The 23,604-nt window shown below is 61.8% G+C and carries 27 protein-coding genes; 9 read left to right on the forward strand and 18 right to left on the reverse strand.

Features of this window, described 5'->3' with window-relative positions; translation table 11 throughout:
- Positions 1–32: 32 nt before the first annotated feature.
- Entirely contained in the window at positions 33–725 is a 693-nt protein-coding gene (locus A9K65_RS25895) for a glutathione S-transferase family protein (protein ID WP_013532474.1), read from the forward strand.
- Positions 726–742: 17 nt separating this feature from the next.
- On the opposite strand, the gene A9K65_RS25900 is transcribed toward A9K65_RS25895, so the two are convergent.
- Positions 743–1,000, reverse strand: a complete 258-nt coding sequence (locus tag A9K65_RS25900; RefSeq protein ID WP_013532475.1) for a DUF2934 domain-containing protein — start codon at positions 998–1,000, stop codon at positions 743–745.
- 159 nt (positions 1,001–1,159) lie between these two features.
- On the opposite strand from A9K65_RS25900, the gene ndk reads away from it, so the two are divergent.
- Positions 1,160–1,582 carry a nucleoside-diphosphate kinase gene (ndk, locus tag A9K65_RS25905; protein WP_013532476.1) on the forward strand — a complete coding sequence of 141 codons (423 nt, stop codon included), beginning with the start codon at positions 1,160–1,162 and terminating at the stop codon, positions 1,580–1,582.
- 68 nt (positions 1,583–1,650) lie between these two features.
- Here ndk and A9K65_RS25910 read toward each other — a convergent pair whose 3' ends face one another.
- The 6 genes from A9K65_RS25910 to A9K65_RS25935 all read right to left on the reverse strand — a co-directional run bounded on the left by A9K65_RS25910 (position 1,651) and on the right by A9K65_RS25935 (position 6,797).
- Positions 1,651–2,415 carry a YbaY family lipoprotein gene (locus tag A9K65_RS25910; protein WP_013532477.1) on the reverse strand — a complete coding sequence of 255 codons (765 nt, stop codon included), beginning with the start codon at positions 2,413–2,415 and terminating at the stop codon, positions 1,651–1,653.
- Between the two features lie 126 nt (positions 2,416–2,541).
- Positions 2,542–3,018: a molybdenum cofactor biosynthesis protein MoaE gene (locus A9K65_RS25915; RefSeq protein ID WP_013532478.1), complete on the reverse strand. Its 477-nt coding sequence runs from the start codon at positions 3,016–3,018 to the stop codon at positions 2,542–2,544.
- A gap of 1 nt (position 3,019) precedes the next feature.
- The gene (moaD, locus tag A9K65_RS25920; RefSeq protein WP_013532479.1) at positions 3,020–3,277 is read right to left on the reverse strand and encodes a molybdopterin converting factor subunit 1; all 258 of its coding nucleotides are present in this window, start codon (positions 3,275–3,277) and stop codon (positions 3,020–3,022) included.
- Between the two features lies 1 nt (position 3,278).
- Entirely contained in the window at positions 3,279–3,875 is a 597-nt protein-coding gene (gene pgsA, locus A9K65_RS25925; protein WP_013532480.1) for a CDP-diacylglycerol--glycerol-3-phosphate 3-phosphatidyltransferase, read from the reverse strand.
- Between the two features lie 97 nt (positions 3,876–3,972).
- Positions 3,973–6,036 (reverse strand): excinuclease ABC subunit UvrC, encoded by a 2,064-nt coding sequence (gene uvrC / locus A9K65_RS25930; RefSeq protein WP_063171807.1) that lies wholly within the window; start codon positions 6,034–6,036, stop codon positions 3,973–3,975.
- Positions 6,033–6,797 (reverse strand): SDR family oxidoreductase, encoded by a 765-nt coding sequence (locus A9K65_RS25935; protein WP_013532482.1) that lies wholly within the window; start codon positions 6,795–6,797, stop codon positions 6,033–6,035. Before A9K65_RS25935 ends, uvrC begins: the two co-directional genes overlap by 4 nt.
- Before the next feature lie 413 nt (positions 6,798–7,210).
- Between A9K65_RS25935 and A9K65_RS25940 the strand changes: the two genes are divergently transcribed.
- Entirely contained in the window at positions 7,211–7,873 is a 663-nt protein-coding gene (locus A9K65_RS25940) for an outer membrane protein (protein ID WP_013532483.1), read from the forward strand.
- Between the two features lie 94 nt (positions 7,874–7,967).
- Here A9K65_RS25940 and A9K65_RS25945 read toward each other — a convergent pair whose 3' ends face one another.
- On the reverse strand, positions 7,968–8,564 hold the full coding sequence (locus A9K65_RS25945) for a glutathione S-transferase family protein (RefSeq protein ID WP_013532484.1): 597 nt from the start codon (positions 8,562–8,564) through the stop codon (positions 7,968–7,970).
- 405 nt (positions 8,565–8,969) lie between these two features.
- The gene (locus A9K65_RS25950) at positions 8,970–9,437 is read right to left on the reverse strand and encodes a histone (RefSeq protein ID WP_064993150.1); all 468 of its coding nucleotides are present in this window, start codon (positions 9,435–9,437) and stop codon (positions 8,970–8,972) included.
- A 574-nt stretch (positions 9,438–10,011) separates the two neighbouring features.
- Between A9K65_RS25950 and A9K65_RS25955 the strand changes: the two genes are divergently transcribed.
- On the forward strand, positions 10,012–10,323 hold the full coding sequence (locus A9K65_RS25955) for a transcriptional regulator (protein ID WP_013532486.1): 312 nt from the start codon (positions 10,012–10,014) through the stop codon (positions 10,321–10,323).
- 21 nt (positions 10,324–10,344) lie between these two features.
- On the opposite strand, the gene A9K65_RS25960 is transcribed toward A9K65_RS25955, so the two are convergent.
- The 7 genes from A9K65_RS25960 to A9K65_RS36535 all read right to left on the reverse strand — a co-directional run bounded on the left by A9K65_RS25960 (position 10,345) and on the right by A9K65_RS36535 (position 15,122).
- Positions 10,345–10,959: a LysE family translocator gene (locus A9K65_RS25960; protein ID WP_064993149.1), complete on the reverse strand. Its 615-nt coding sequence runs from the start codon at positions 10,957–10,959 to the stop codon at positions 10,345–10,347.
- Positions 10,960–11,059: 100 nt separating this feature from the next.
- On the reverse strand, positions 11,060–11,896 hold the full coding sequence (locus A9K65_RS25965) for a DMT family transporter (RefSeq protein ID WP_064993148.1): 837 nt from the start codon (positions 11,894–11,896) through the stop codon (positions 11,060–11,062).
- The gene (locus A9K65_RS25970; protein ID WP_064993147.1) at positions 11,893–12,474 is read right to left on the reverse strand and encodes a TetR/AcrR family transcriptional regulator; all 582 of its coding nucleotides are present in this window, start codon (positions 12,472–12,474) and stop codon (positions 11,893–11,895) included. Before A9K65_RS25970 ends, A9K65_RS25965 begins: the two co-directional genes overlap by 4 nt.
- Positions 12,475–12,608: 134 nt before the next feature.
- Positions 12,609–13,061 carry a hypothetical protein gene (locus tag A9K65_RS25975; protein ID WP_013532490.1) on the reverse strand — a complete coding sequence of 151 codons (453 nt, stop codon included), beginning with the start codon at positions 13,059–13,061 and terminating at the stop codon, positions 12,609–12,611.
- A gap of 194 nt (positions 13,062–13,255) precedes the next feature.
- The gene (locus A9K65_RS25980) at positions 13,256–14,110 is read right to left on the reverse strand and encodes a 23S rRNA (adenine(2030)-N(6))-methyltransferase RlmJ (RefSeq protein WP_013532491.1); all 855 of its coding nucleotides are present in this window, start codon (positions 14,108–14,110) and stop codon (positions 13,256–13,258) included.
- Between the two features lie 62 nt (positions 14,111–14,172).
- Positions 14,173–14,778, reverse strand: a complete 606-nt coding sequence (locus A9K65_RS25985; RefSeq protein WP_013532492.1) for a hypothetical protein — start codon at positions 14,776–14,778, stop codon at positions 14,173–14,175.
- A 215-nt stretch (positions 14,779–14,993) separates the two neighbouring features.
- Positions 14,994–15,122, reverse strand: coding sequence for a hypothetical protein (locus tag A9K65_RS36535; RefSeq protein WP_272482885.1), 129 nt, complete (start codon positions 15,120–15,122; stop codon positions 14,994–14,996).
- Positions 15,123–15,488: 366 nt separating this feature from the next.
- On the opposite strand from A9K65_RS36535, the gene A9K65_RS25995 reads away from it, so the two are divergent.
- A complete protein-coding gene (locus A9K65_RS25995) occupies positions 15,489–16,526 on the forward strand; it encodes a UDP-glucuronic acid decarboxylase family protein (RefSeq protein ID WP_024504301.1) in 1,038 nt (345 codons plus the stop codon).
- Positions 16,523–17,602 carry a UDP-glucose 4-epimerase GalE gene (galE, locus tag A9K65_RS26000; protein WP_013532494.1) on the forward strand — a complete coding sequence of 360 codons (1,080 nt, stop codon included), beginning with the start codon at positions 16,523–16,525 and terminating at the stop codon, positions 17,600–17,602. Before A9K65_RS25995 ends, galE begins: the two co-directional genes overlap by 4 nt.
- Positions 17,603–18,280: 678 nt before the next feature.
- Here the strand turns inward: galE and A9K65_RS26010 are convergent.
- A complete protein-coding gene (locus A9K65_RS26010; protein ID WP_245321910.1) occupies positions 18,281–18,898 on the reverse strand; it encodes a DUF995 domain-containing protein in 618 nt (205 codons plus the stop codon).
- Between the two features lie 211 nt (positions 18,899–19,109).
- On the opposite strand from A9K65_RS26010, the gene A9K65_RS26015 reads away from it, so the two are divergent.
- From A9K65_RS26015 to A9K65_RS26025, 3 genes are all read left to right on the forward strand, one after another.
- Positions 19,110–20,738, forward strand: coding sequence for a glycosyltransferase family 39 protein (locus A9K65_RS26015; RefSeq protein ID WP_024504304.1), 1,629 nt, complete (start codon positions 19,110–19,112; stop codon positions 20,736–20,738).
- 184 nt (positions 20,739–20,922) lie between these two features.
- Positions 20,923–21,849, forward strand: coding sequence for a lysylphosphatidylglycerol synthase transmembrane domain-containing protein (locus tag A9K65_RS26020; RefSeq protein WP_064993145.1), 927 nt, complete (start codon positions 20,923–20,925; stop codon positions 21,847–21,849).
- 44 nt (positions 21,850–21,893) lie between these two features.
- Positions 21,894–22,895 (forward strand): glycosyltransferase family 2 protein, encoded by a 1,002-nt coding sequence (locus A9K65_RS26025; RefSeq protein WP_198327664.1) that lies wholly within the window; start codon positions 21,894–21,896, stop codon positions 22,893–22,895.
- 159 nt (positions 22,896–23,054) lie between these two features.
- On the opposite strand, the gene A9K65_RS26030 is transcribed toward A9K65_RS26025, so the two are convergent.
- Positions 23,055–23,462 carry a hypothetical protein gene (locus tag A9K65_RS26030; RefSeq protein WP_013532500.1) on the reverse strand — a complete coding sequence of 136 codons (408 nt, stop codon included), beginning with the start codon at positions 23,460–23,462 and terminating at the stop codon, positions 23,055–23,057.
- Between the last annotated feature and the right edge of the window lie 142 nt (positions 23,463–23,604).

The raw sequence follows: 23,604 nt of genomic DNA on the forward strand, positions 1-23,604 counted from the left end.
GGCCTACCTAACCCGCACGGGAGCCGCCGCCAATGACCATTCTGCTTTATGATCTCGTCGGACGCGACAGCACACGTCCGTTCAGCCCGCATTGCTGGAAGGTGGCGATGGCGCTTGCCCACAAGGGGCTCGACATATCAACCGTACCGACGCGCTTTCTCGAGGTGCCCGCTGTCGAGGGCGGCGTTTCGAAAACCGTTCCGGTGATCCGCGACGGCGAGACAGTCCTCGCGGATTCTTTCGCCATCGCGCTCTATCTCGATGAAGCCTATCCGGACCGGCCGACGCTGTTTGGCGGTGAAGGCGGCGAGGCGATGGCGCGCTTCATCGAACGCTGGTCGCAAGTGACCATTCATCCCTACGTGACCACCGCGGCCATCATGGACCTTCATGCCATGCAGGACGCGGAAAACGCCGTCTATTTCCGCCAAAGCCGGGAGCAGCGTCTTGGCAAGAGGCTGGAGGAGGTGACGGCCGCCAGGGAGGCCGGGCTCGGCACTTTCAGAGCCTCGCTGGAGCCATTGCGCTCGATGCTCTTCTATCAGCCGTTCATCGGCGGCGCGGCGCCGCTGTTTGGCGACTATATCGTCTTCGGCGCCTTGCAATGGGCGCGCATAGCCTCGCCCTACCAATTGCTCGACGACGGCGACGTGGTGGCGCAGTGGTTCGCCCGCTGCCTCGACCTGCATGGCGGGCTGGGGCGAAAGGTCGCCGCCGCGGCTTGACGCCGTAAAGCAGTAACTTACTTGGCCGCCTTCTTTGGCTTGCCGGCCTTCGTGGCAGCCTTTGCCTCCTTGGGGGCGGCTTTTGGCTTGGCGGCGCCAGCTGCCTTCTTGGTTGGCTTTTTGGCTGCCGACTTGTCCGTGGCGTCCTCCTGGTCGACATCCGCCGCCGCCTGATGCCAATGGCGCTCATGATGTCCAGCCGGCTGGCCCTCTTGCAGCCAGATCTGGTGCGCACGGTTGCGAATGCGTTCCTGACGATCGTCTGTCATGGTCATGTTGTCTCCATACGGCCCGACCTCAGCGCGGCGCCGGCACGCGACTATAGCAAGCAAAGCGTTGCTGTGCAGCCGTCTGATCGGGGGCCCTTGGCAATGGGCCGGGCGGCTTGTATAGAGCCCGCCACTCTCAATTCCATTCTCAGACAAGGACGACCCATGGCGCTCGAACGCACATTTTCCATGATCAAGCCGGACGCAACCCGGCGCAATCTCACCGGCGCCATCACCAGGATGCTGGAAGAGGCAGGCCTGCGTGTCATCGCCTCGCGCCGGGTCTGGATGAGCCGCCGCGAAGCGGAAGGCTTCTATGCCGTCCACAAGGACCGTCCTTTCTTCGGCGAATTGGTTGAATTCATGTCGTCGGCACCGACCGTCGTCCAGGTGCTGGAAGGCGAGAACGCCATTGCCAGGAACCGCGAAGTGATGGGCGCCACGAACCCGGCCAACGCCGCCGAAGGCACCATCCGCAAGGTTCATGCGCTGTCGATCGGCGAAAACTCCGTGCACGGCTCCGACGCACCGGAGACCGCGGCAGAAGAGATCAAGTACTGGTTCTCGGACACCGAGATCGTCGGCTGAGCCGACGATCCAGACCTTGGATTCCGTAAAAAGAAGGCCGGCGTTTCGCCGGCCTTTTTCGTTGGGGGTCAGCTCGCCGCGCTAAAGCGCAGGATCTCGCGGCCATCCTTGCCTGATATGATGAGCTTGCCGGCCTCGACGCGGTATGACGCCGCCTTGGCCAGCGCATCGAACAGCGCCTTTTCCTCGGCCATCACCTCTGGCGCACAGGCCTTGTAGGTCGAACCGATGTCTCCGATCACGATCGTTTGCCCATTGACCTTGGCGGTGGCGAAATAGGTGTTGCAGGGGCCGCTGCCGCCCGCCTTGCCGGCCTCGCTGACCCTGAATGTCGCTTGCGGGGCAGCGATGACGCCGATGCCGTCGACATAGTCGACCAGCCAGAGCTGGTCGAAGACCGAAACCGTCGGCTCGGCGTTCGGGGCGACCATCTTCAGCATGATGGTCTGCGGCACGTCGGTCAGCGGATCGACCTGATGGCGCATATCGGAGATGAACAGGAGCTTGTCGTCGACGGTGATGCGGGCTTGCAACGCGTAAGTCATCTGCGACCGGATGACGGAAGGGTCGAATTTGATCTCGAAGCTGATCGGCACCTGGCCGGTCGGCTTCACTTTCTGCTCGCCGATAATGGTGGCCGGCGCATCGGCCAGCGACACATCGGCAAGTTGCACAGAGAGCACGGCACTGGGCGGCAAGGCAATGCGCTCGCGATAGATCACTTCGCCTCTCACTGCCTTTTCGGCGGCAACAGACTGCTCAGGAACGGCCAATATGCCGACGACCAGAGGCACGAAACCGAAGATGAAGAACTCCGCGATCCTGTCCAGCATGACCATCTCCCTCACCCCGGGCTGCCAATGCCCTGGGCTGCCAATGCCACGGGTTGCCAATGCCCAGGCTGACCAATTCCGCCAATTGGCCAAAGGATTGCGGTCAATGCATGGCTGCGGCGGATCTTATTCGGACGCTTTCCAGCGTTGCGCGGCCGTTGCATCGGCTTCCTTGGCCTCGACCCAGCCACCCTCCGAGCCGTCAGCCCGATGCTCCTTCTTCCAGAAGGGCGCGCGCGATTTGAGATAGTCCATGAGAAAATTCGCCGCCTCGAACGCCGCATGGCGGTGCGCGGAGGCTGCCACCACCAGCACGATGCTCTCGCCGGGCGCGATCTTCCCGTGGCGGTGGATGGCGGTGAGCCCCTGCAACGGCCAACGCTCGACCGCTTCAGCAGCGATGCGGGCGATTTCTGCTTCGGCCATACCGGGATAGTGTTCGAGCTCGAGCGCTGAGAGCGCGCCCTGCTCGTCGCGGCAAAGGCCTGAGAAGCTCACCACGGCGCCGATATCGGCGCGGCCTTGCGTCAGTCTGGCGATTTCGGCCGCGACGTCAAAATCTTGGCGCTGAATGCGCACGACAGGTATGATCCCGCCGGTCATTTCAGCCCCCGGTCATCGGCGGGAACAGCGCGATTTCGCGGGCGCCCGCGATCTTCTCGCGGTGCTCGACATGCTCCTGGTTGATAGCGACACGGATGACGTCAGGATATTGCAGCGCGTGCTCGTAGCCCTCGCCGCGCGATTTCAGCCAGCGCAGGAGATCGGCGACCGTCTCGATGCCAGCCGGCAAGTCGACGTCTTCCTCGGGCATGCCGATGCGCTCGCGCACCCAGGCAAAATAGATGAGCCGGGTCGTCATCTCACTCGTCCATGATGTGCTTGAGGCCGGCGCGGAAATAGTCGTAGCCGGTGTAGAGCGTGACCAACGCCGCGATCCACAGCAGCACCAGCCCGGTCTGGGTGGTCAGCGGAAAGATCTTGTCGCCGGCCGGTCCGGCCAAGAGGAACGCTATGGCGACCATCTGGATGGCGGTCTTCCATTTTGCCAGCTGCGTCACCGGCACCGAGACTTTCAGCGCCGCCAGATATTCGCGCAGGCCCGAGACGAGGATTTCGCGGCACAGGATGATGATCGCCGCCCACAACGACCAGCCGGCAATGCCCGCATGGCGATCGGTGTCCGCAGCCAGCAGCAGCAGGCAGGTGGCGACCAGCAGCTTGTCAGCGATCGGGTCGAGCATCTTGCCGATGTTGGAGGTCTGTTGCCAGGCGCGCGCCAGATAGCCATCCAGATAATCGGTGATCGAGGCGAGCAGGAAGATGATCAGCGCCGACCACCGGGCAAAGTCGCTCGACTTCAGATGTCCTTCGAGAAAAAAGCACAGCACCACCATCGGCACCGCGACGATGCGGGCGTAGGTGAGCATGTTGGGCAGGTTGAACGCGCGCTTGGCCATATCCGGGAAACTCTTTCTGCCTGCCTACTCAAATCAGAAGCGAATGTGGGGGGTCAACAGGCCAGATTCGACAGGCCAGATGATAGTGCCAGATTTTTCAACTCTCGTGGAAGTGATTGTAGACCAGTTTCGCCACCTGCTCGGAAATCCCGTCGACTTTCCGCAGATCCTCGATGGCCGCGCGGCTGACCGCCTTGGCGGTGCCGAATGCCAGCAGCAATGCCCGCTTGCGGCCGGGACCGATGCCGCTGATCTCATCAAGTGGGCTCTTGACCATTTCCTTCTTGCGGCGAGCCCGATGCGAGCCGATCGCGAAACGGTGAACCTCATCGCGCAGCCGCTGGACGAAATAGAGCACGGGGTCGCGGACCGGTAGGGAAAACGAGTCCCTGCCTTTGACGAAGAACCGCTCGCGACCGGCATCGCGGTCCTGGCCCTTGGCGATGCCGATGGCAACCACGCGGTCCTCGATGCCGAGATCGGCGAGGATCTTGCGCACCGCGGTCATCTGGCCCTGGCCACCGTCGATCAGGATGACATCGGGCCAGGCCGGGAAGCTGCCGGAGATATCGTCCTCCATATCGTCTGCCGAACCGTCGGCTGCATCCCCAGCCGGGACATCGCCATGCTCCTTGAGCAACCGCGAAAACCGCCGTTCCATCACCTCGCGCATCATGCCGAAATCGTCGCCAGGCGTGATCTCGGTCGAGCGGATGTTGAATTTCCGGTACTGGTTCTTCACGAACCCCTCCGGTCCGGCAACGACCATGGCGCCGACGGCATTGGTGCCCATGATGTGCGAATTGTCGTAGACCTCGATGCGCACTGGCGGCTTCGGCAGGCCGAATGTCTCGGCGAAACCGGCAAGCAGGCGTCCCTGGGTGGAGGTTTCAGCCAGCCGGCGTCCGAGCGCTTCGCGGGCATTCTGCAAAGCGTTGTCGGTCAGGTCCTTCTTCTCGCCGCGCTGCGGCACGGAGATCGCGACCTTGCGGCCAGCGCGGGTGGAGAGCGCCTCGGCCAGCAGTTCCTGATCCTCGACGCCATGCGACAGAAGAATGTTCCGCGGCGTCGGCTTGTCGTCATAGAACTGCGCCAGGAACGAGCCCAGCACCTCGGCTGCTTCCAACGCCGGATCGGCCTTGGGGAAATAGGCGCGGTTGCCCCAGTTCTGGCCGGTGCGGAAGAAGAACACCTGGATGCAGACCTGGCCGCCTTCCTGATGGATGGCGAAGACATCGGCTTCGTCGACGGTCGCCGGATTGATGCCCTGGTGGCTCTGCACATGCGACAGGGCCGCCAACCGGTCGCGATAGATCGCGGCGCGCTCGAAATCGAGAGCTTCCGACGCCTGCTGCATGGCGGCCGAGATTTCCGTCTTCACCTTCTGGCTGCGGCCGGACAAGAAGTCCTTCGCCTCATTGACCAGCTCGGCATAGTCCTGGTGCGAGACCTCGCCGGTGCAGGGACCGGCGCAGCGCTTGATCTGATAAAGCAGGCATGGCCGCGTGCGGTTCTCGTAGAACGAGTTGGTGCAACTGCGCAGCAGAAAGGCGCGCTGCAGCGAGTTGATGGTGCGGCCAACGGCACCGGCCGAAGCAAAGGGGCCGAAATAATCGCCTTTGCGCGAGCGCGCGCCGCGATGCTTGTAGATGCCGGGCGAGACATGGTCGCCGGTCAAGAGGATATAGGGAAACGACTTGTCGTCGCGCATCAGGACGTTGAATCGCGGCCGCAAGCGCTTGATAAGATTGGCTTCGAGCAGCAGCGCTTCGATCTCGGTGCGGGTGACGACGAACTCCATCGTCGACGTTTCGCGCACCATGCGGCCGATGCGGGTGGTGTGGAAGCGGCCTTGCGCGTAGTTGGTGACGCGCTTCTTCAGGCTGCGTGCCTTGCCGACATAGAGCACATCGCCGGCAGCGTTCATCATGCGGTAGACGCCGGGCGCGTTGGGCAGCCGCTTGACCAGCGTCTGGATCACCTCGGCGCCGATCATCCCTTCCGCGTCGCCGGCATGCGGCGTCCAGTCGATGGCGGTGAAGGCGACATCGGGACCGACGGTTTCAACGATCTCCTCGACCGCCTCGTCCTCGAGATCGATATCGGGAGGCAGATCGTCGGTGCCGCCGCGCGGCTTGCTTTTGTGGTCTATAGGACTCATTCCGTCATGCCTGTCACATCGGGCGTCTGCCACGCAAGATGCTGGCCGCCATCAAGCGCGATCATCTGGCCGGTGACCGAGCGCGCTTCCCAGAGATAGCGGATTGTGGCGCCGAATTCCGGCAATTCCGGGCCGCGCTTGAGGATCAAGCCATCGACTTGGGCTGCAAAATCGCTGTCGTCCTGACGCGCGTTCTTCAATGTCGGCCCCGGGCCGATGGCATTGACGCGGACGCGGGGACCGAGCGCTTGCGCCATCATCTGGGTGGCTGTCCACAGCGTCGATTTGGACAGTGCATAGGAGAAGTAGCGCGGCGTCGGCCGCCAGACGCGCTGGTCTATCATGTTGACGATCAGGCCCTCCTGCCCTGCCGGTAGTGCCCGGGCAAAATTCTGCGCCAGGAGCGCGGGCGCTTTCACATGGACGGCAAAGTGCCGGTCCCAGGCCCGCCAGTCGAAATCCAGAACCGAATCGTCCTCGAACAGCGACGCGTTGTTGACCAGCAGCGAGAGCGGCCCGAGCGCTGCTTGCGCCTCGCCGATAAGGTCATCGATGGCGTCCATATCGGTCAGGTCGGCGGCGACCACTGCGGCGCGGCCACCTCCGGCGATGATTTCGGCAGCCAACGCATCGGCCTCGCTGCGTGAGCGGTTGCAATGGATGGCGACGGCAAAACCGTGCGCGGCGAGATCCTCGACGATCGCCCTGCCGATCCGCCTGGCCCCGCCCGTCACCAGCGCCGTGACAGTGGCTTTGCTCATATGGTGTCAATCCTCAATTTCGGCCCGAAAAAACAGTGCCGGCGAAATATGGCCCGGCATGCGTTAAATGGTGTTCGCACCTTGGGCAGCATTGTGGCGAAACGGCCGTTTGGGCATCTTGGCCCGCCCTGGACTCAGGCGTGCCCGACCGCAATATAGGGTGCTGGAGTCCTTGCACCAAGCGGTGTGCAGCGCAGCACGGGATGGTTCCTGCCATTTCGCTGTTGCGAAGATGCAACGTCAAGGTTCTGCCTCATTTGCGCCGGGGAATGACCCAAGTTCAGGTTCGCTTCAGCCGCATTTTGACACGACATTTGGAACCGACGAACGCCAGATCCGTTTCACCCCCCGGACGGGTCGATGGCGATCGTGAGAAACAAGCCTGTGTCCTGTGGCTTAAGGAGTAAAGAACAATGCAAGCCAATCTCAAATTCGCACGGCCGCTGGCCGTTGCGCTCGGGCTCTTCGCCCTCAGCGGAACTGCCTATGCTGCTGACGTGGTTTCGGAAGAGCCGCCGGCACCTGCGCCGATCGCTGAACTTCCCGTCGCTTCGTGGGCCGGCCCCTACGCCGGTCTCAACGTCGGCTATGGCTTCAGCGGCCATACCAAGGAAAAGGATCTGGGTGTTGACAATGTTGACGTCGGCACCAAGGGCTTCGTCGGCAGCGTCTTCGGCGGCTATCAGTGGCAGCAAGAGAACTTCGTCTACGGCGCTGAAGCCGAACTCGGCTACAACGGCGTCAAGGGCGACGATTCTGGCGTCAATTCCAAGGCCGGCTTCGAGGGTTCGTTGCGAGCCCGTCTCGGCTATGCCGTGACCCCGGAAATCCTGCTCTATGGCACCGGCGGTCTCGCCGGAAGAAGCCTGAAGGTCGAAGACGACGTATACGGTTCGGACCGCGCCACGTTGCTCGGCTGGACCGCCGGTCTCGGCACCGACATCAAGCTGACCGACAATGTCTTCGGTCGCGTCGAGTATCGTTACACCGACTTCGGCAGCAAGAGCTTCGATGGTATCGGCAAGGTCAAGGCCACCGACAACCGTGTCACCTTCGGCGTCGGTATGAAGTTCTAAGTCGTTCAAGCCACGACACGAAAAAGCCGGGCCTCGCGCCCGGCTTTTTTATGCCCGCTTGATTCCCGGGTAAATCTATTCGGGTAATGGGCGGTCAACCGGGAATGCAGGGCTTCAGTTCTGGAAACTTCTCGTCGAAGCGTGCCGCCCACCGCGTCAGCCGGGCGCGACCCTTCTCCCATTTCCCGGCAAAGCGCAGCGCGAGATAGCCAAGGCAGGCGCGCAGCGCCATCTGGCCGGCGGTGATCTTTTTCGGCAGCTTCGGCGGGTTGGCGTTGAGCAGGTCGAGTGCCGCCGTGATCTTCGCCCACTGGCGATCGAGCCAGGGCTGATAGACCATCTCCTCAGGCCGCGTGCGCCGTTCATAGACCATCGACAGCGCACAGTCGCAAATGCCGTCGGCCAATGCCTCCAGCACTTCCGCCTCGAGCCGCTTGTCGGGATTGCGTGGAAAAAGCGCGCTCTTCGACAAACGGTTGAGATGCTGGGTGATGGCGCGACTGTCATGGATGGAGCGACCGTCGTCGAGCACCAGAACCGGAATCTTGCCGAGCGGGTTGGCGATCATCAAGTCGGCCGGCTTCTCCTCGGTCTTGATCGGCACCAGATCGACAGCGATGCCGGCATAGGCTGCCGCCATTCGTACCTTGGAACTGTAGGGAGAAGACGACGCATAGAGCAGTCTGGGCATGATCCGTTTCCTGTTTTGCAGGCCGGCAGTGTTGACCGATCGGGCGCGATCGGGCAATGGCCAGAAGCGGAAAACCCAGCCGCCAGCGAGCGACGCAGCGGCCAGGGCCGTTTAGCGAGCGCTCCATGAAGACGGTGCTTCATCACCATGGTTGCCGGGATCGCGCGAAGCCGCCAGCCGACTGGCAAGACCGACGAGCCTCGCGCCGATGTTTCATCACCCGCATGAATGACACGAAAAAAGCCCCACCGGACTCCGCCCTATGGCGAAGTCCTGGGAGCTGCGAAAAGATATCCTCCGTCCGCCTCTGTTCTCGCCTTCCGACTGCCTAAACAACGAGCGGGGCGCCCTGTGAGGCACCCGCCCTTGACTGTTTCGGCACCGCCCCCGGCGAGGGAAGCGCGACTACTTCTTGCCGGCCTTCGCGGGCGCTGCCTTCGGCTTGGCCGCAGGTGCCGCTTTCTTCACCGGCGCTGAAGATTTCGCTGCCGCAGCCTTCTTTGCCGGAGCAGCCTTGGCAGCCGGCTTCTTGGCTGGTGCAGCCTTGGCAGCCGGTTTCTTGGCAGGTGCTACTGCCTTCTTCGCTGCGGGTTTCGCCGCGGCTTTCGCTGCAGGCTTCTTGGCCGGTGCCGCCTTGGCAGCCGGCTTTGCCGCTGCCTTGGCGGGGGCCGCCTTCTTCACTGCCGGTTTCGCCGCAGCTTTCGCTGCCGGCTTCTTGGCCGGTGCTGCTTTTGCCTTGGCCGCCGCGGGCTTCGGCTTGGCAGCGGGTGCTGCTTTCTTCACTGCAGCTGCGACCTTTGCCGTCGCTGCTTTTGCGGGTGCTTTCTTTGCCGGTGCCTTGGACGCCGGCGCTTTGGATGACTGCTTAGCCATGCGATGCCCCTTCCTTTGTGCCGACGGCCGTAATGACCCGGCGCGCTCATGCATATCTGACTCGCGGCTTGCTAGCCAGCGAAGCAATAGACTGATTTTCGCAGCTTAAATTTCGGTTACGATCGGCACATGATCGTGCTGATCGTCGCAGAAATTCACTTCTGATCTTCGACCATTGGCTAGAATGTGTCGCCGACATTCTCCACACTCCGCGGAAGCGCTCCTCTCGTGAAGCTCCGAAGATCAGCGAGCAGCTTTGCGTGTCGATCGTCGGCCGCCGATATCATGACCGCTGCCTCATCGGTGCGATCATCTCGTGCAGGCGGACGATCTATACTGCAATGCGACAGCCGATCGGTGCATCGTCTTGTCAAGCACGATCGCAGACCGGCCTGCTCGTGAATTGACAGATAACTCTACATAGCAGAGTATTCTGTACAGCATGATGGAGCATTTCAATGTCGATCGCACAGGAGCAAGCGGCGCTGTCGCCGTTCGAGATTGCCAAGACGGTCCGCCACGGCGGCAGCATGGTTGTCGGCGGCCTCCGGCTTGGCTGCGCCGGAGCCAATCGATGAGTGCCGACGAAATCATCCACCAGAGTACTCGGCTCAGGATCATGGCGGCGCTGAGCATGCTGGAAAGGCGGCAAACGCTGGATTTCACCGGGCTGAAAGCCATCGTGGACGTCACCGACGGCAATCTCGGTGCGCATCTCGATACGCTGGCCAGGGCTGGTTATGTCGACATCGAAAAGCTGTTCGTCGGCCGCCGGCCGCAGACGCGCGTCAGGGCGACGACGAGCGGACGGCGCGCGTTCCGCGGCCATGCCGCATTCCTGCGCAAGATCCTAGATCAGGCCGAGGCGGCGGCGCGCAGGAAATAGCGTGATGACTGGGCAATCCGCTCAGCGCGCGGCAACAACGGCAACGCCGGCGCCGATCATTACACCGCCCGCCGCGCGGTTCACCCGGCGTACGATCCTTGGTGTGCGCAACAGGCTGCGGGCGCGACCGGCGAGGACGACATGACCGCCGATCACCACGACCTCGACGGCCACGATCACCATCATCAGCACACCGAGATGACCTGCGTCGAGAGATGCGCCGACGACGCTAGGCAACAGCGCAATGTAGAACAACGGCATTTTCGGATTGCCAAGATTGAGCGCGATGCCGGTGGCAAAAATCATCAACAGCCCTCGCCGTCCTGAGATGGGCTGCAGTTCGGGAATGACGGGCGCCGCCATCCACAGCCTGATGCCCGTCCAGACCAGATAGGCCGCTCCACCATAGCGAAGCACCGTCATGACGATCGCCATCTTGGCGGCGACGATCGACAGGCCGAAGGCGGCGAGGATCAGGAAGATGAGGATGCCGACCACGGTGCCGGCACCGTAGGCGATGCCCGACGCGGCGCCATTGGAGATTGTGCGCGCGATGATCGTCATGTTGTCCGGACCCGGGCTGGCAGCGAACACGAAGAAGGCGGCCGCAAAGGCAAGCGAGGTCGCGAGATCCATGAAAACTCCCGAGGGTAATGCCGCTCTCGGAAGTCCAGACTAGCCGGTTTACCTGTCGGCGCCATCAGGAAAATCGAGAACTGCGCGATGCCCATTCCCGTCACGGCTGATAGCCGAGGCAGATGGCGCCGAGCGCGACGATGGCGCAGGCGCCAACCCGCCGCGGCGTCAGCACCTCGCCGAGGAACAGGCGTCCGATGAAGGCCGCGAAGACGACGCTGGTTTCGCGGATCGCGGTGATCGGACCGGCCGGTCCGAGCGCGAAGGCCGCGACCACGACACCGTAGGCCAGAAGTGCAAACAGGCCGCCGCCCAGCGCCTTCCAGGTTTCCGGCGCACCCAGGTCGACTGTGAGCCGGCCACGGCAGGCGACGAAGGCCGCCGGCAGCAACGCGCCGTAGATCAGCAGCACCCATGCGGTATAGGCGCCGGCGTTTCCCGCCGCCCGAACGCCGAGCGCATCGACCGTCGCGTAGGCGGCGATGATCGCTCCCGTTGCCAGCGCATAGAGTATCGATGTCGTGGCGGCCCTGCCCCTTCCGAGAGAAAGGCCCATGATGCCGCCCGCGACCAGCGCGACACCGATGGTCTGCGGCAGAGTGAGCTGCTGGTTGGCCAGGAAGAACCCGCCGAGCGTGACGAGCAGCGGCACGCTGCCGCGAACGATCGGATAGACCTGTCCCAGCTCGCCATATCTGTAGGCGGCCACCAGAAACAAACTGTAGCCAACCTGCAGGCAGGCCGAGAGCACAATGTAGGACCAGGCCGGCGCGGTCGGAAGGGCGTGGAAGAAGGCTAAGGGGATGGCGAGCGCCGTACTGGAAAAGCTCATGACGGTGACGGTCCACAACCTGTCGGCCCCCGTGCGCAGGAACGCGTTCCAGGTTGCGTGCAGGATCGCCGCAAACAATGCGAGCCCGATGACCAGCGGGCTCATTGGGACTTACGCGAAGCAGCGACGATGCCCATGGCCGCCTTGCGGGCGTCGCGAATGGCGGCGTCGGCCGGCCCCATCTGCGCCAGCAAGGTCGCACCTTCGATCAGCATAAGCAGTGTCACCGCCACGCTTTCGGCGCGGCCGCGCGGCATCATCTCTTCGAGGATAGACCGCATGCGCCGCTTGAGGCCGTTCTTCTGCCTGACAACGGCCTTGAAAACCGGATGCCCGGGATCGCCGAACTCGGCCAATGCATGTGCGAACAGACAGCCATGGAAATCGGCGCTGCGGAACCAGCGTGCATGCCAGTCAAAGATCCTTCCGATTTTCTGTTCCGGCGGAATGCCCTCCTGGGCGAGCCGGTCGAGCTGGCGGTCGAAACGCATAGCGCGATAGTCGAGCACCTCGACGATCAATTCGTCCTTGCTGGGGAAGTGGCGATACATCGTCATCTTGGCCACATCGGCTTCGGCGATGATCCGGTCGATACCCGTCGCATGGAAACCGGCGCGCTTGAACAGCACGTAGGCCGTTTCAACGACGTGCTGGCGCTTATCGGAAACGGGCGATGGTGTCATGGCGCATACCGAGTGATGAGACAGGTCTGTCTCATATCTATGCGACGGATCGCGCCAGCTGTCAACGCAGCACGAAAAACGCCTGCAGCCGATCAAGCCACAGGCGCGAAAGAGATTGGAAGGGGAAACCGGGTTTAGCGCAGAATGCGGCAGCGGCCGTTGTAGACCATCCAGCGGTCGAAGCCCGAGACGCAGAATTCGACATTGTCGCCGATCGAGGCAAAGCCCTGGCCTTCCTCGATCAGGTACCAGATGGTGCGATCGCGGCCGTCGGACAGGCTGACGGTGGCCCCGCAATAACGGCGACCGATCGGCCAGGTATCGTCGGCCGCCAGATAGCGATGCTGGTGAATGCGCCGGAAATCGGTGATCTGCACATCCGGCAGATGCGGCACGTGATGCACCTGATAGGAAAAGCGGCTGGTGATCTTGTTCAGTACCCAAGGCTGACCGCAGACCCCGCTGTCTTCATCGGAATAGACCGTAAGATCGGCGGCCTGCACGGTCTGGGTGATACCGAGAGGCGCGGCAAGCGGGGTGCAGAGCGAAATCAGGGCGGCAAGAGCGGATTTGGCGAAGCGAGTCATGGCAGCCTCTCAAGGTCGATTGTGCGCACTGTGCGGATTCGCTCGGCGGCGGTCAAGCGGTTGCGTTGACAATGGTTTCCCAGTTTGAAACTGCTTTTTGACCAAAGCCGAATTTACACGGCACCGGAATGGCTCTGGCACGTTCATGCCCGGATCCAAAAGAGCGCGGGTCCCGGGTCGTCAATGAGCCCGCCTCAAGCCTGCTCGCCGGCCAGCCATTCCAACGACCAGTGCGCCGGCCGCCCCACCGCAAGCAGCCTGTGCAGGGCCGGCAGCAGCGTCCGCAACTCGCCCTCCAGCGTGAACGGCGGATTGACCACCAGCAGACCGCTGCCGTCGAGGCTGGGTTCCGAAGAGGCCGGCCTGATCTCGAATTCGATGTCGAGCAGCTTCGGGATGCCCGATTGCTTCAGCGCCTTGCGGAAAGCGATGATCGCCTTGCGGTCCTTGATCGGATACCAGAGCGCGTAGATGCCGCCTGGCCAGCGCTTGTGCGCCCTTATGAGCCCGTCGACGAGGCGATCGAACTCACCCGCTTCCTCGAATGGCGGATCGATGAGAACAAGGCCGCGCTTCTCCTTCGGCGGCAGATGGGCGCCGAGCGCCAGCCAGCCATCGAGTTCGATGATCCGGGCCTGGAAATCGCCGGCAAAGAACGTCCTCAGCCTCGCGGCATCCTTGGGGTGCAGCTCGATCGCGGTCAGCCTGTCCTGCTTGCGCATGAGATGGCGCGCAATCAACGGCGAGCCCGGGTATTTCTGGATGCCACCCTCAGGGTTGAGCGACCGTATTGTCTCCAGATAAGGCGCGAGCAGTGCTGCCACCGGCGCGGCAAACGGGGCATCGATCAGCCTGCCGATGCCGCCTTGCCACTCACCCGTCTTCTGCGCTTCGGCCGACGACAGATCGTAGCGGCCAATGCCGGCATGGGTGTCGACGACCCGAAACGCCTTGTCCTTCTGCTTCAGATACTCGAGCAAGCGCGTCAGCACGACATGCTTGACGACGTCGGCGAAATTCCCGGCATGGTAGGCGTGGCGGTAGTTCATCGTTTTGTGCCGTTATGCATGTCGTTGTCCCAAAACCGCTGCACACTTTTGGGCGACATGCATCAGCCCCTGCCCCAGCGCGGCGGTGGCGGCTGAGAGTTCGGATTTTCCGGCCGACCGCCTCGAGTGCGCAAGGTCAGCAAAAATCCGATCAGGCCGATCGCCATCAGCGCGAAGCCGACCGGCCGTGCACGGCTGTCGATCTCGCCTGCGCCGGAGCGCAGGATGAGATCGACAGCCCGCATCGGTATGTCGTCGGCATCACCCGGTCCGACGGTGAAGACGTAGGGACCCGGGCTGACGGTCGCGATGACGCCGGCCTCGTCGCGAAAGATCTTGTCGGGCAGTTGCGGGCTGGCCTGGCGAGGATTGTCGGAATGGTTGAACTGCAGAGTCGAGGCGAGCACCGTGCGGCCATTGCTGGCGGCGGTCAGCGTCAGCACGGTGCGCTGCTGCGAGACGATGCGCTCGGCTCTTGCGGTCAGGTCGACCAGCACCCGCACCGGCGCATCGCGGCCGGAGAGCGGCACCGTCAGCGGCTTGAAACGGCCTTGCTCATAGACCCGCCAGGTGCCGATCTCGTGCCCGGAGAAATTGCTCATCGCCCAGGGATAGATGACACCGACGCCGGCGCCGACAAGCAGGATCAGGACAAACAGAAAGCGCATTCACATCACCATGGCGTATCGTGACCTTGCCAATAGCGCCCCGACGGCCAAAAGGCGATGGCCAGTTGCGGCAGCCACCCCGGAGGTGGACCGTACGGGGTGCGAGCGCAACCAGATTGGCGGCGTGGCTGCGCAACAATGCCGATAACGTTCTACCTATGCGCTCAAAAATTAAGCCGTGTATTTCGCGCGCCGCGCTGAACATTGCTGTCGGCTCATTCTTGGCCGTTCTTGCTGTCAGGTTTTGATTCTACCTCAAGGAACAGCTTGGCGCGTCCGGCAACATATTGACGTCGATCGAGCCAATATGCTGATTCATAAACAGGATTTGCCTTGTGCGCCATGCTTCGGTCCGAGAGGCCGTAGCCGCTTTCATGATTAACCATTCGCGAGCGCATTTGGTTAAGGAATTGCTAATTTAGTTGACTATAATTTCCACAGGTATATTTTCGATGCGTTGGGATGTGCAATTTGGGCGAGCAATCGATGGTGACACCGGGCGTGTGATCGCGATTTCGGGGCGCGGAGAATGCTGAGCGGCAGCACGGAGGTTGTGTAGTCGCACCAGCTTCGCGAAAGCCAAGAACAATTGACGCACATCAGTGATGGCGGTTCCGCAGATGCGGAGGTTTGCCACGTTCTCAGGAACGTGGCCGGGCGATGCTTTGTCCCGGCCCGGCGGTAGCGTGTTCGGTGCGTATGAGGAAAGCATGACTAAGCTTGTCAAGGTTCTGAAACTGGAATCCGGCAGCCAAAAGGACGCCAGCCAAAGCCGACGACGCGCCCTTGTCGCCGGAGGAGCGGGATTTTTAGGTTCGCATCTGTGCGAACGTCTTTTGCGGGACGGATACGACGTTGTCGCGCTGGACAATTTCCACACCGGCAAAAGATACAATCTCAATGCCCTTCAGCGCAATCCGAGCTTCAGCTGCATCGAGCACGACATCGTCGATGCACTGCCTTCGGACCTTCAGTGCGACGAGATCTACAATCTCGCCTGCCCAGCCTCTCCGCCGCACTACCAGGCAGATCCGATCCACACCTTCAAGACAAGCGTGCTTGGCTCGCTGAACCTTCTGGAACTCGCGCGACAGAACAAGGCCAAGATATTCCAGGCCTCGACGTCCGAAGTCTATGGCGATCCCTTCGTGCATCCACAGCCCGAGAGCTACTTCGGCAACGTCAATACGCACGGGCCGCGCTCCTGCTACGATGAAGGCAAGCGCTCGGCCGAAACCCTGTTCTTCGATTATTCGAGAACCTATGGTCTCGATATTCGTGTCGCCCGCATTTTCAACACCTACGGTCGCCGCATGCAGCCCGACGATGGACGTGTGGTTTCGAACTTCATCGTCCAGGCGCTGCGCGGCGAGGACCTGACCGTCTATGGCAGCGGCCAGCAGACGCGCTCCTTCTGCTATGCCGACGACCTGATCGAGGGCTTTATCCGGCTGATGAATGCGCCGAACGCGCCCGCCCACCCGGTCAATCTCGGCAACCCTGCCGAATTCACCATCATGGAACTGGCGACGCTGGTCGTCGATTACACCAACGCCCGATCGAAGATCGTGCATCGGCCGCTGCCCGTCGACGATCCCAGGCAACGCAAGCCGGACATCTCCTTTGCCAGGGCCAATCTCGGCTGGGAGCCGAAAATCAGCTTGAGCCAGGGGCTCGCGCGTACCGTCGAGTATTTTGATACCCTGCTCTACGGAAGTCACACCGCCAGAGGAGCTGCTGCTTCATGAGCCGGCCGGCGGTCCTGGTGACGGGTGGAGCCGGCTTCATCGGCAGCCACACCTGCAAGCAGTTGGCCGCCGCCGGCTACATGCCGGTGGTTTTCGACAATCTGAGCCGCGGCAATGAGAGATCCGTCGCCTGGGGGCCGCTTGTCGTCGGCGATATCCGGGATCGGGATGCACTGCGGCGGGCGATGGAAACGCACCGGCCGACGGCCGTGATCCATTTTGCTGCGCTGGCCTATGTCGGAGAGTCCGTTCGCGAGCCGGCCGAATATTATTCGACCAATGTGACAGGCACCATCGCGGTGCTCGATGCCGCACGCGCGAGTTCGATCGAAAACATCATCTTCTCCAGCAGCTGTGCGACCTACGGCGTGCCGGAGGCGTTGCCGGTTCGCGAGACCTCCTCGCAAAATCCGATCAGCCCCTATGGGCGCACCAAGCTGATGGGTGAACAGATCATCGGCGACTATGCGTCCGCGTACGGAATGAAATTTGCGATCCTGCGCTATTTCAACGCTTGTGGCGCCGATCCCGATGGCGAGCTCGGTGAGTGGCATTCGCCGGAAACCCATCTGGTTCCCAGAGTGCTCATGGCCGCATCGGGCATCATCGACGCGATCGAGGTTTTCGGCACCGACTACGACACGTCGGACGGCACTTGCGTAAGGGATTATATCCACGTCACCGATCTGGCCCGCGCCCACCTGAAAGCGCTCATGCATATCGAGGGTGGCGGGCGAAGCCTTGCGGTCAATCTCGGCACAGGGCGGGGCGTCTCCATCAAGGAGATTGTCAAGGCGGTCGGCCGAATCACGTCGAGGCCGGTTCCGGCAGTGTTCAGGAGCCGACGCGCCGGAGATCCGGCGGAGCTCTACGCCGACCCGGGAAGCGCACGCGAACACCTTGGCTTTGTGCCGGAGCTTTCAGACATCGATACGATTGTCAGGACGGCCGCTCCCTTTTTCGGACTGAAGACCAGGCCCATGAAACTGCCGCCAGTGAGGGCGGCAGCGCCGGTCGTCGCCCGACGGGTCAGAGATAGCGGGGGTGACAGTTCGCGCGCTGGCCAAATCCGCTAGGGCTGCAGATATAAGGCGAGCCGCCCGAGAACGTGCTGCCATCGCCCGGATTGAACGAGATGTTCACCGGCGCCGGCGTGCTGGCTTTGATCCGTTGCGGCGGTGCAAAGGCGTAGGCACTTTCGGTCCCTATTGTGCTTGTCATCTGGATCGGAAGGTCGGCCCGGAGCGAGCGCACGAGAAATCTGGCCTGCACGGGCTGGACCGCGGGCTGACTGCGGACCGGGTGGACGATGGGCCTGATAAGGACCGAACCGGTTTCAGTTGCGTCCATACCTTGACAACCTGCAACCATAGAGCTCAGCGCCACAGCCGCGGCAATAGATACGACATTCTTGCTTGAGCGAAATACGCTCGCGGAATTTCTCATCCTCTGTCCCTTGCTATCAAGTATAAGCCAGGGGCGCATTGCGACATACTATACTTGGGCCGCTTCCACGCCGCATGAGTGACCACTCGCACATCACACGTTATATTAGATATCACTAATTATTAAATTTCATCAAAACCGTATGGCAGGCCATCGTCTTGTCGTCCAGGCGATGCAGTTGAATGCGACTAAATGCGCTCGGCGCGCCGAGCGCCTGCCGAGCCACTCAACCATAAGCGATTCGCGGGTTCCACGACAGGCGCACGGGAAGAACAGCCCGGCCATCTCAGCGCGGCCGGAAGCGCGGCCTACTTTTTGGCATCGACCAGCTTGCGGGTCACTTCGAACTGCGCGCCCTTGGTGTCGCCTGCTTCGAATTTCTTGTATTCGTCGGAAGGATCCTCGGGAGATCGCTTGAAACCGTACCATTCCCCGTCCGGATCCTTGCGTTGCTCGATATTCAGGCCCTGAATGCGGTGGCTGTAGCAGGTGCGGTGCTGCTCGCCGGTGTAACCTTTCGATCGCCAGGCGAGCTCCATGCACATCTTGCCATCCTTGGTCACCAGCCATCTACCCTCCGCGACAGACGTGGTGTCCTGCCCGGACGTCCAGGCCTGGAGACGTCGATTGTCCTGCGCGAAAAAGGCCGCGCCGTTTTTCCATATCCATGTGCGGTCGGCATAAAGAAGCTGCAGCTCGTAGGCAGTTGGAGCCGGTGCGATGACCGTTCCCGCTGGTCTGCCGTCTTTGGCGGCAGCCGCATGCGCCGTTCCCGAAAGCGCCGTCTGGCCGCAGAGGGCCAGGAGAAACATGAGTTGCATACAAGTTGCGAACCGACAATGTTTGCGTCGACCGTCGACACCATGCGGTGGCAATCCGGTCAGAGCTGTCAGTACAATTGGCGTTCGCATGCCCGTTTTGCCCAAGGTAGCACTATCATCGCTCTGACAGCCGTATGAACTATTTAACAGTCGCGAGAACGGTGATGTCAACCTTTGCGAGCGGACGGACAACAACCGTTCCAGATGTGCGCATCCCGCTGTCGTCAAAATTAAGAAATGTGTCATATGCTCTGCCAACTCTGACAATCGCACTCAAAAGCAACATCCGCAGACGTCAGGGAGGACGCGGTTTCAAATGGCGGGCGACCCGGAATTGAACCAGGCCGAAGGTCAGCAATACCGGCAGCAGTCGACCGTCCGGGAAACGACTGCTCGCAACACCGTGAGCCCCAACATGGCGATCTTGCTGGGGATACTGTTCATTGCGATCCTGTTCAGGTTCCACAACATAACCTTGCCGCTGGTCGATGCCTTCAGCTGGCGCGAAACAAGTACCGCGATGATGGCCGACAATTTCCAGCAGCGCAGCTGGAACATCTTCTTCCCCGAGGTCAGCTGGACCGGGCCCGGGCCAAGCTATCAGGGCCGCGAGTTCCAGATCGTCAGCTATCTGACCGCCATACTCTACCAACTCTTTGGCTGGCACGACTGGTTCGGCCGCATGATTGCGGCCCTTTTCGGCTTGGTGACGGTGTTTTCACTGCACAGATTAACGGCGCTATGCTGGGGCGAGACGCACGCCCACGCCGCGGCACTTGCCTATGCGCTGATGCCGGCGGCGATCATGATCGACAGCTCGTTTCTTCCCGACCCCTCGATGCTGGCTCTGGTAACCTTGGGCGTCTGGCTTTTCACGAAATACTGGACGGGAGGCAGCGCGTGGCTGCTCCCTTTCGCCACAGCCAGCTTTTCCCTCGGTGTGCTTGCAAAACCACCGGGTTTGGCTGCTGGAGGCGTCATATTCTATCTGATGGTTTGCTGGCTTTTGCAAAATCGGCGAAAGCATGCGGCCAAAGTATTCATAAGCGGACTGGTCAGCCTGTTCGTCATCGGCGCCTACTACAGCTGGGCCATTTATCTCGGGCGAACCTATCCGCCCTTTCATGTCGCGGGCAGCGGATACATCTGGGATTCTGGATTCTGGACGTTTTTCAACAACGATTTCTATTTCAAATCTGTTTGGAACACGTCGGTCTGGTGGTTTTATGGCTATCCGTTCATGATTTTGATGGCGGTCGGATTCTGGATGCCGCCCCAGCCAGTCGCGGAATCGAAAGAACGCGCTCTTTCGGCCATACCTTTCATATGGCTTGCAGCGGCCTCTGTTGTTTATCTCGCTGCGGCACGTGAGATCACGACCAATCCATGGAACTATCATATATTCCATGTGCCATTTGCGATGTTTTGCGGCCGTGGCGCGGTCGTCCTGGCGACGCTTGGAGCCAAAACCGTTCCGTCTCCTGGGGTAATTCTGCGGTCGATTTGCATCGCGGCCGCTATGCTTGTCTGGTCGACTTTTCCCCTCGTCCGGACCATGAAGGCGCCCTTCGCCATGAATGGAAAGTTGCTTGGCGACGAGTTGGCGCGCAGGGCCCAACCTGGCGATCTTGTCGTGGCCATAGCTCCGGAGGTGGGAGATCCTGTCGCAGTCTATTACAGCAGGGCGCGCGGGTGGGTGTTTCCGCCTGGTGGCGGCGACGTGGAGTGGTCCAGGTTCGTCGAGGACGATGCCATCGCGATAGCACAGCTTGAGGAACTTCGCACGCAAGGCGCGGATTGGTTCGGCGTGGCAAAGGATGCCGAAGACAGTCAGAAACGGCCGTTCATCGAGCATCATGACGGGGTGATCGACTATCTCAACAAGATCGGGACCAAGCGGCTGGATTCGGACAACCTCCTGATTTATGAAATCAGCCGGCCTTGATCTGGTCAGGCCGTTGGGCTTATGGGCTGGGGATCAGGCAAACGTTGGAAATCCGGCGACGGTCAGCGACCTTGCCGACCCGCCCTCGCCTGCCCAACGCAGCAAGCTAAGCGAGACAAGCCGGCCAGCAAGCTCAAATATCTCTACGGCTGGCGGAATTCGACGGTTGTGACCGGAGGAATTGTTGAAACGAGCGATTTCGATCATTGTGACGCTGGCCCTGCTGGTCTGGCTCGCCAGCGACTCGCGCTGGCGCATGGTCGGCGACGCCTTTGCCCGCATCACGCCCGGCACCTTCGCCGTGGCGACGATCGCGTTCTTCGTCACCTATGTCTTGCGTGCGCTGCGCGTCTGCGACGAGTTCCGCGACGAGGTGCATGGCCGCTTCGGCGCCTGCCTGCGCGTCATTCTGATCCACAATGCGATGATCAACGTCGTGCCCTTTCGCGGCGGCGAGACGGCCTTTCCCCTGCTCCTGCGCCAGGTCTTCGGCATACCGATCATGCGCGCCAGCGCCTCACTGCTGTGGTTCAGGCTGCAGGACGCCTTCGTCGTCGGCGTGCTGGCCCTGGCGGTGTGGCCGGGCCTGCATCCGGCGATTAGGATTGCGGGCGGGGCCGTCTTGATCGCCGCCGCCTGGTACCTGCCGCGCTGGGCGCGTGCGCCGCATGACTGGGCCGGCCGCGGCAAGATCGTGGCGAAGCTCGGCAAGCTCCGAGATGTGTTCACCGAAGCAACCGGGCGCTCGCGCTATGGCTGGTGGTGGACGATCGCGAACTGGTCGCTGAAGCTCACTGTGCAGGGATGGTTGTTGGCAATGCTGCTGGGGACATCCTTTTCGACCGCCTTTCCAGGCGTCGTTGGGGCCGAAGGGGCCGCCATACTGCCGGTGCAAGGCGTCGCCGGCTTCGGCACCTATGAAGCGGGAGCAGCGGCGGCGCTGCTCACCTCCGGAATCACGATGAAGAATGGCTTGCAGGCGGCGCTGGCGCTGCACCTGTTCATCTTCTGCTCGGCAATCGCCACGGGTGCGATCGCCTGGCTGTTTCCCTCGAAATCGACGCTGCCGGGAAATCCGGCTGTCGGACCTGCAAGGAAGCCATCCCAATGAACGTATTGCCCATCCCTGCTTCGGGACTGCCTGACGGCGCGGTAATGCCGAACCATACGCTGTCCATCGTCGTCCCCATGTACAACGAGGCCGAAAACGTCGAGCCGCTGCTGGCACGGATCCACCAGGCGATGGAAGGCTACGACCAGCCCTGGGAGGTCGTGCTGGTCGATGACGGCAGCACCGACGCGACGGTGAGCGAGATCAGGCGCCTTGCAGCGCATTACGGCTCGCATGTGCATGCGGTCGAGCTGGTGCGCAACTACAAGCAGACCGCCGCGATGCAGGCCGGCATCGACGCGGCGCGCGGCGACGTCATCGCCACGATCGACGGCGACCTGCAAAATGATCCCTACGACATTCCCCGCATGGTCTATCGCCTGCTGAGCGAGGATCTCGACCTGGTGGTCGGCTGGCGCAAGGACCGCCAGGAAGGGTTTTTCATGCGCAGGCTGCCCTCGCGCATCGCCAACGCGCTGATCGCGCGCGTCACCGGCGTGCGCCTCAAGGACTATGGCTGCAGCCTCAAGGTCTATCGCGGCAACGTCATCCGCAGCGTCAAGCTCTACGGCGAGATGCACCGCTTCATCCCGGCATGGCTGGCCACGGTGACGACCCCCAGACGCATCGCGCAGGAGGTGGTGACGCACCATGCCCGCATCCACGGCCAGTCCAAATACGGCATTTCGCGCACCTTCAGGGTCGTGCTCGATCTGGTGTTCATGTACTTCTTCATGCGCTATCGCACACGGCCCGGGCACTTCTTCGGCGGCATCGGCATCGTGCTTGGCGCGCTGGGTTCGCTGATCCTTGCCTACCTGCTTTGCCTGAAGCTGTTTTTCGCCGAAGACATCGGAACACGCCCGATGCTGTTCACCGGCTTCTTCTTGCTCATCGCCGGGGTGCAGATGGTGACGTCGGGCGTGCTGGCGGAAATGCTGGCACGCGTCTATCACGAGGCGAACGGAGCATCGGCCTATGTCGCGCGGCTACGGCCGCCGGCCGGCGACAATGACGGCTGGCACGCCCCGGGCCGACCATCGTGACCTGATCGGAATGCCACGGAGGTCCGCGCCTAACGAACGCATGGCGGTCGGAGGGCAAGAGGCAAAGCGCAACGTCTGCGCAAACCCCTCGCCCTCCACTCGCGCCCCCCGGCAAAGACCCGGCAGCAGTCAAATCGGCCGCGCTTCAGGTCTGATGGTTCAGTAACGCGAACGGCAGCTGGCGCGCTGGCCGAAACCGCTTGGACCACATATCCAAGGCGAATGACCCAGCAGCGGGCCGCCATTACCCAGACTGTAGGAGACCTTCACCGTCGCCGGCCTGCCGACCCGCTGCGGCCGCACGAAGGCCGCATAGGCCTCTTCCCTCGTACGCGTCACGTTGGTCATCTTGGTGAGCGGTTTGCGGTTGATCAGATGCAGCCGCTTGTCCTTGGCGTAGTGCACCCTCTGGCCGAGCGAATGAACCACGGGCTTGGTGCCGATCGAGCTCGTCTTGGTGGCATCCATGCTTTGGCAACCGGACATCATCGAGATCAATGCAACCGCGGCAAATGCACAGGCATGTTTCTTGCCGAGCCTTGCCCCTCTTTCCATTATTTTGTTCATCGCTATCCCCTGCCATGAAATACAAGTCGCTGGAGCGCGGAGATATATTGCTCTTATTTGCTTTCCGCACCACGCGAGTGACCCATCGCCACTCACATCATGGGCTGTATATTAGGGGAGACTTATTAAATATCATGCAAAC

The organism is Mesorhizobium sp. WSM1497 (genome assembly GCF_001672455.2).
Lineage (GTDB): Bacteria > Pseudomonadota > Alphaproteobacteria > Rhizobiales > Rhizobiaceae > Mesorhizobium > Mesorhizobium ciceri.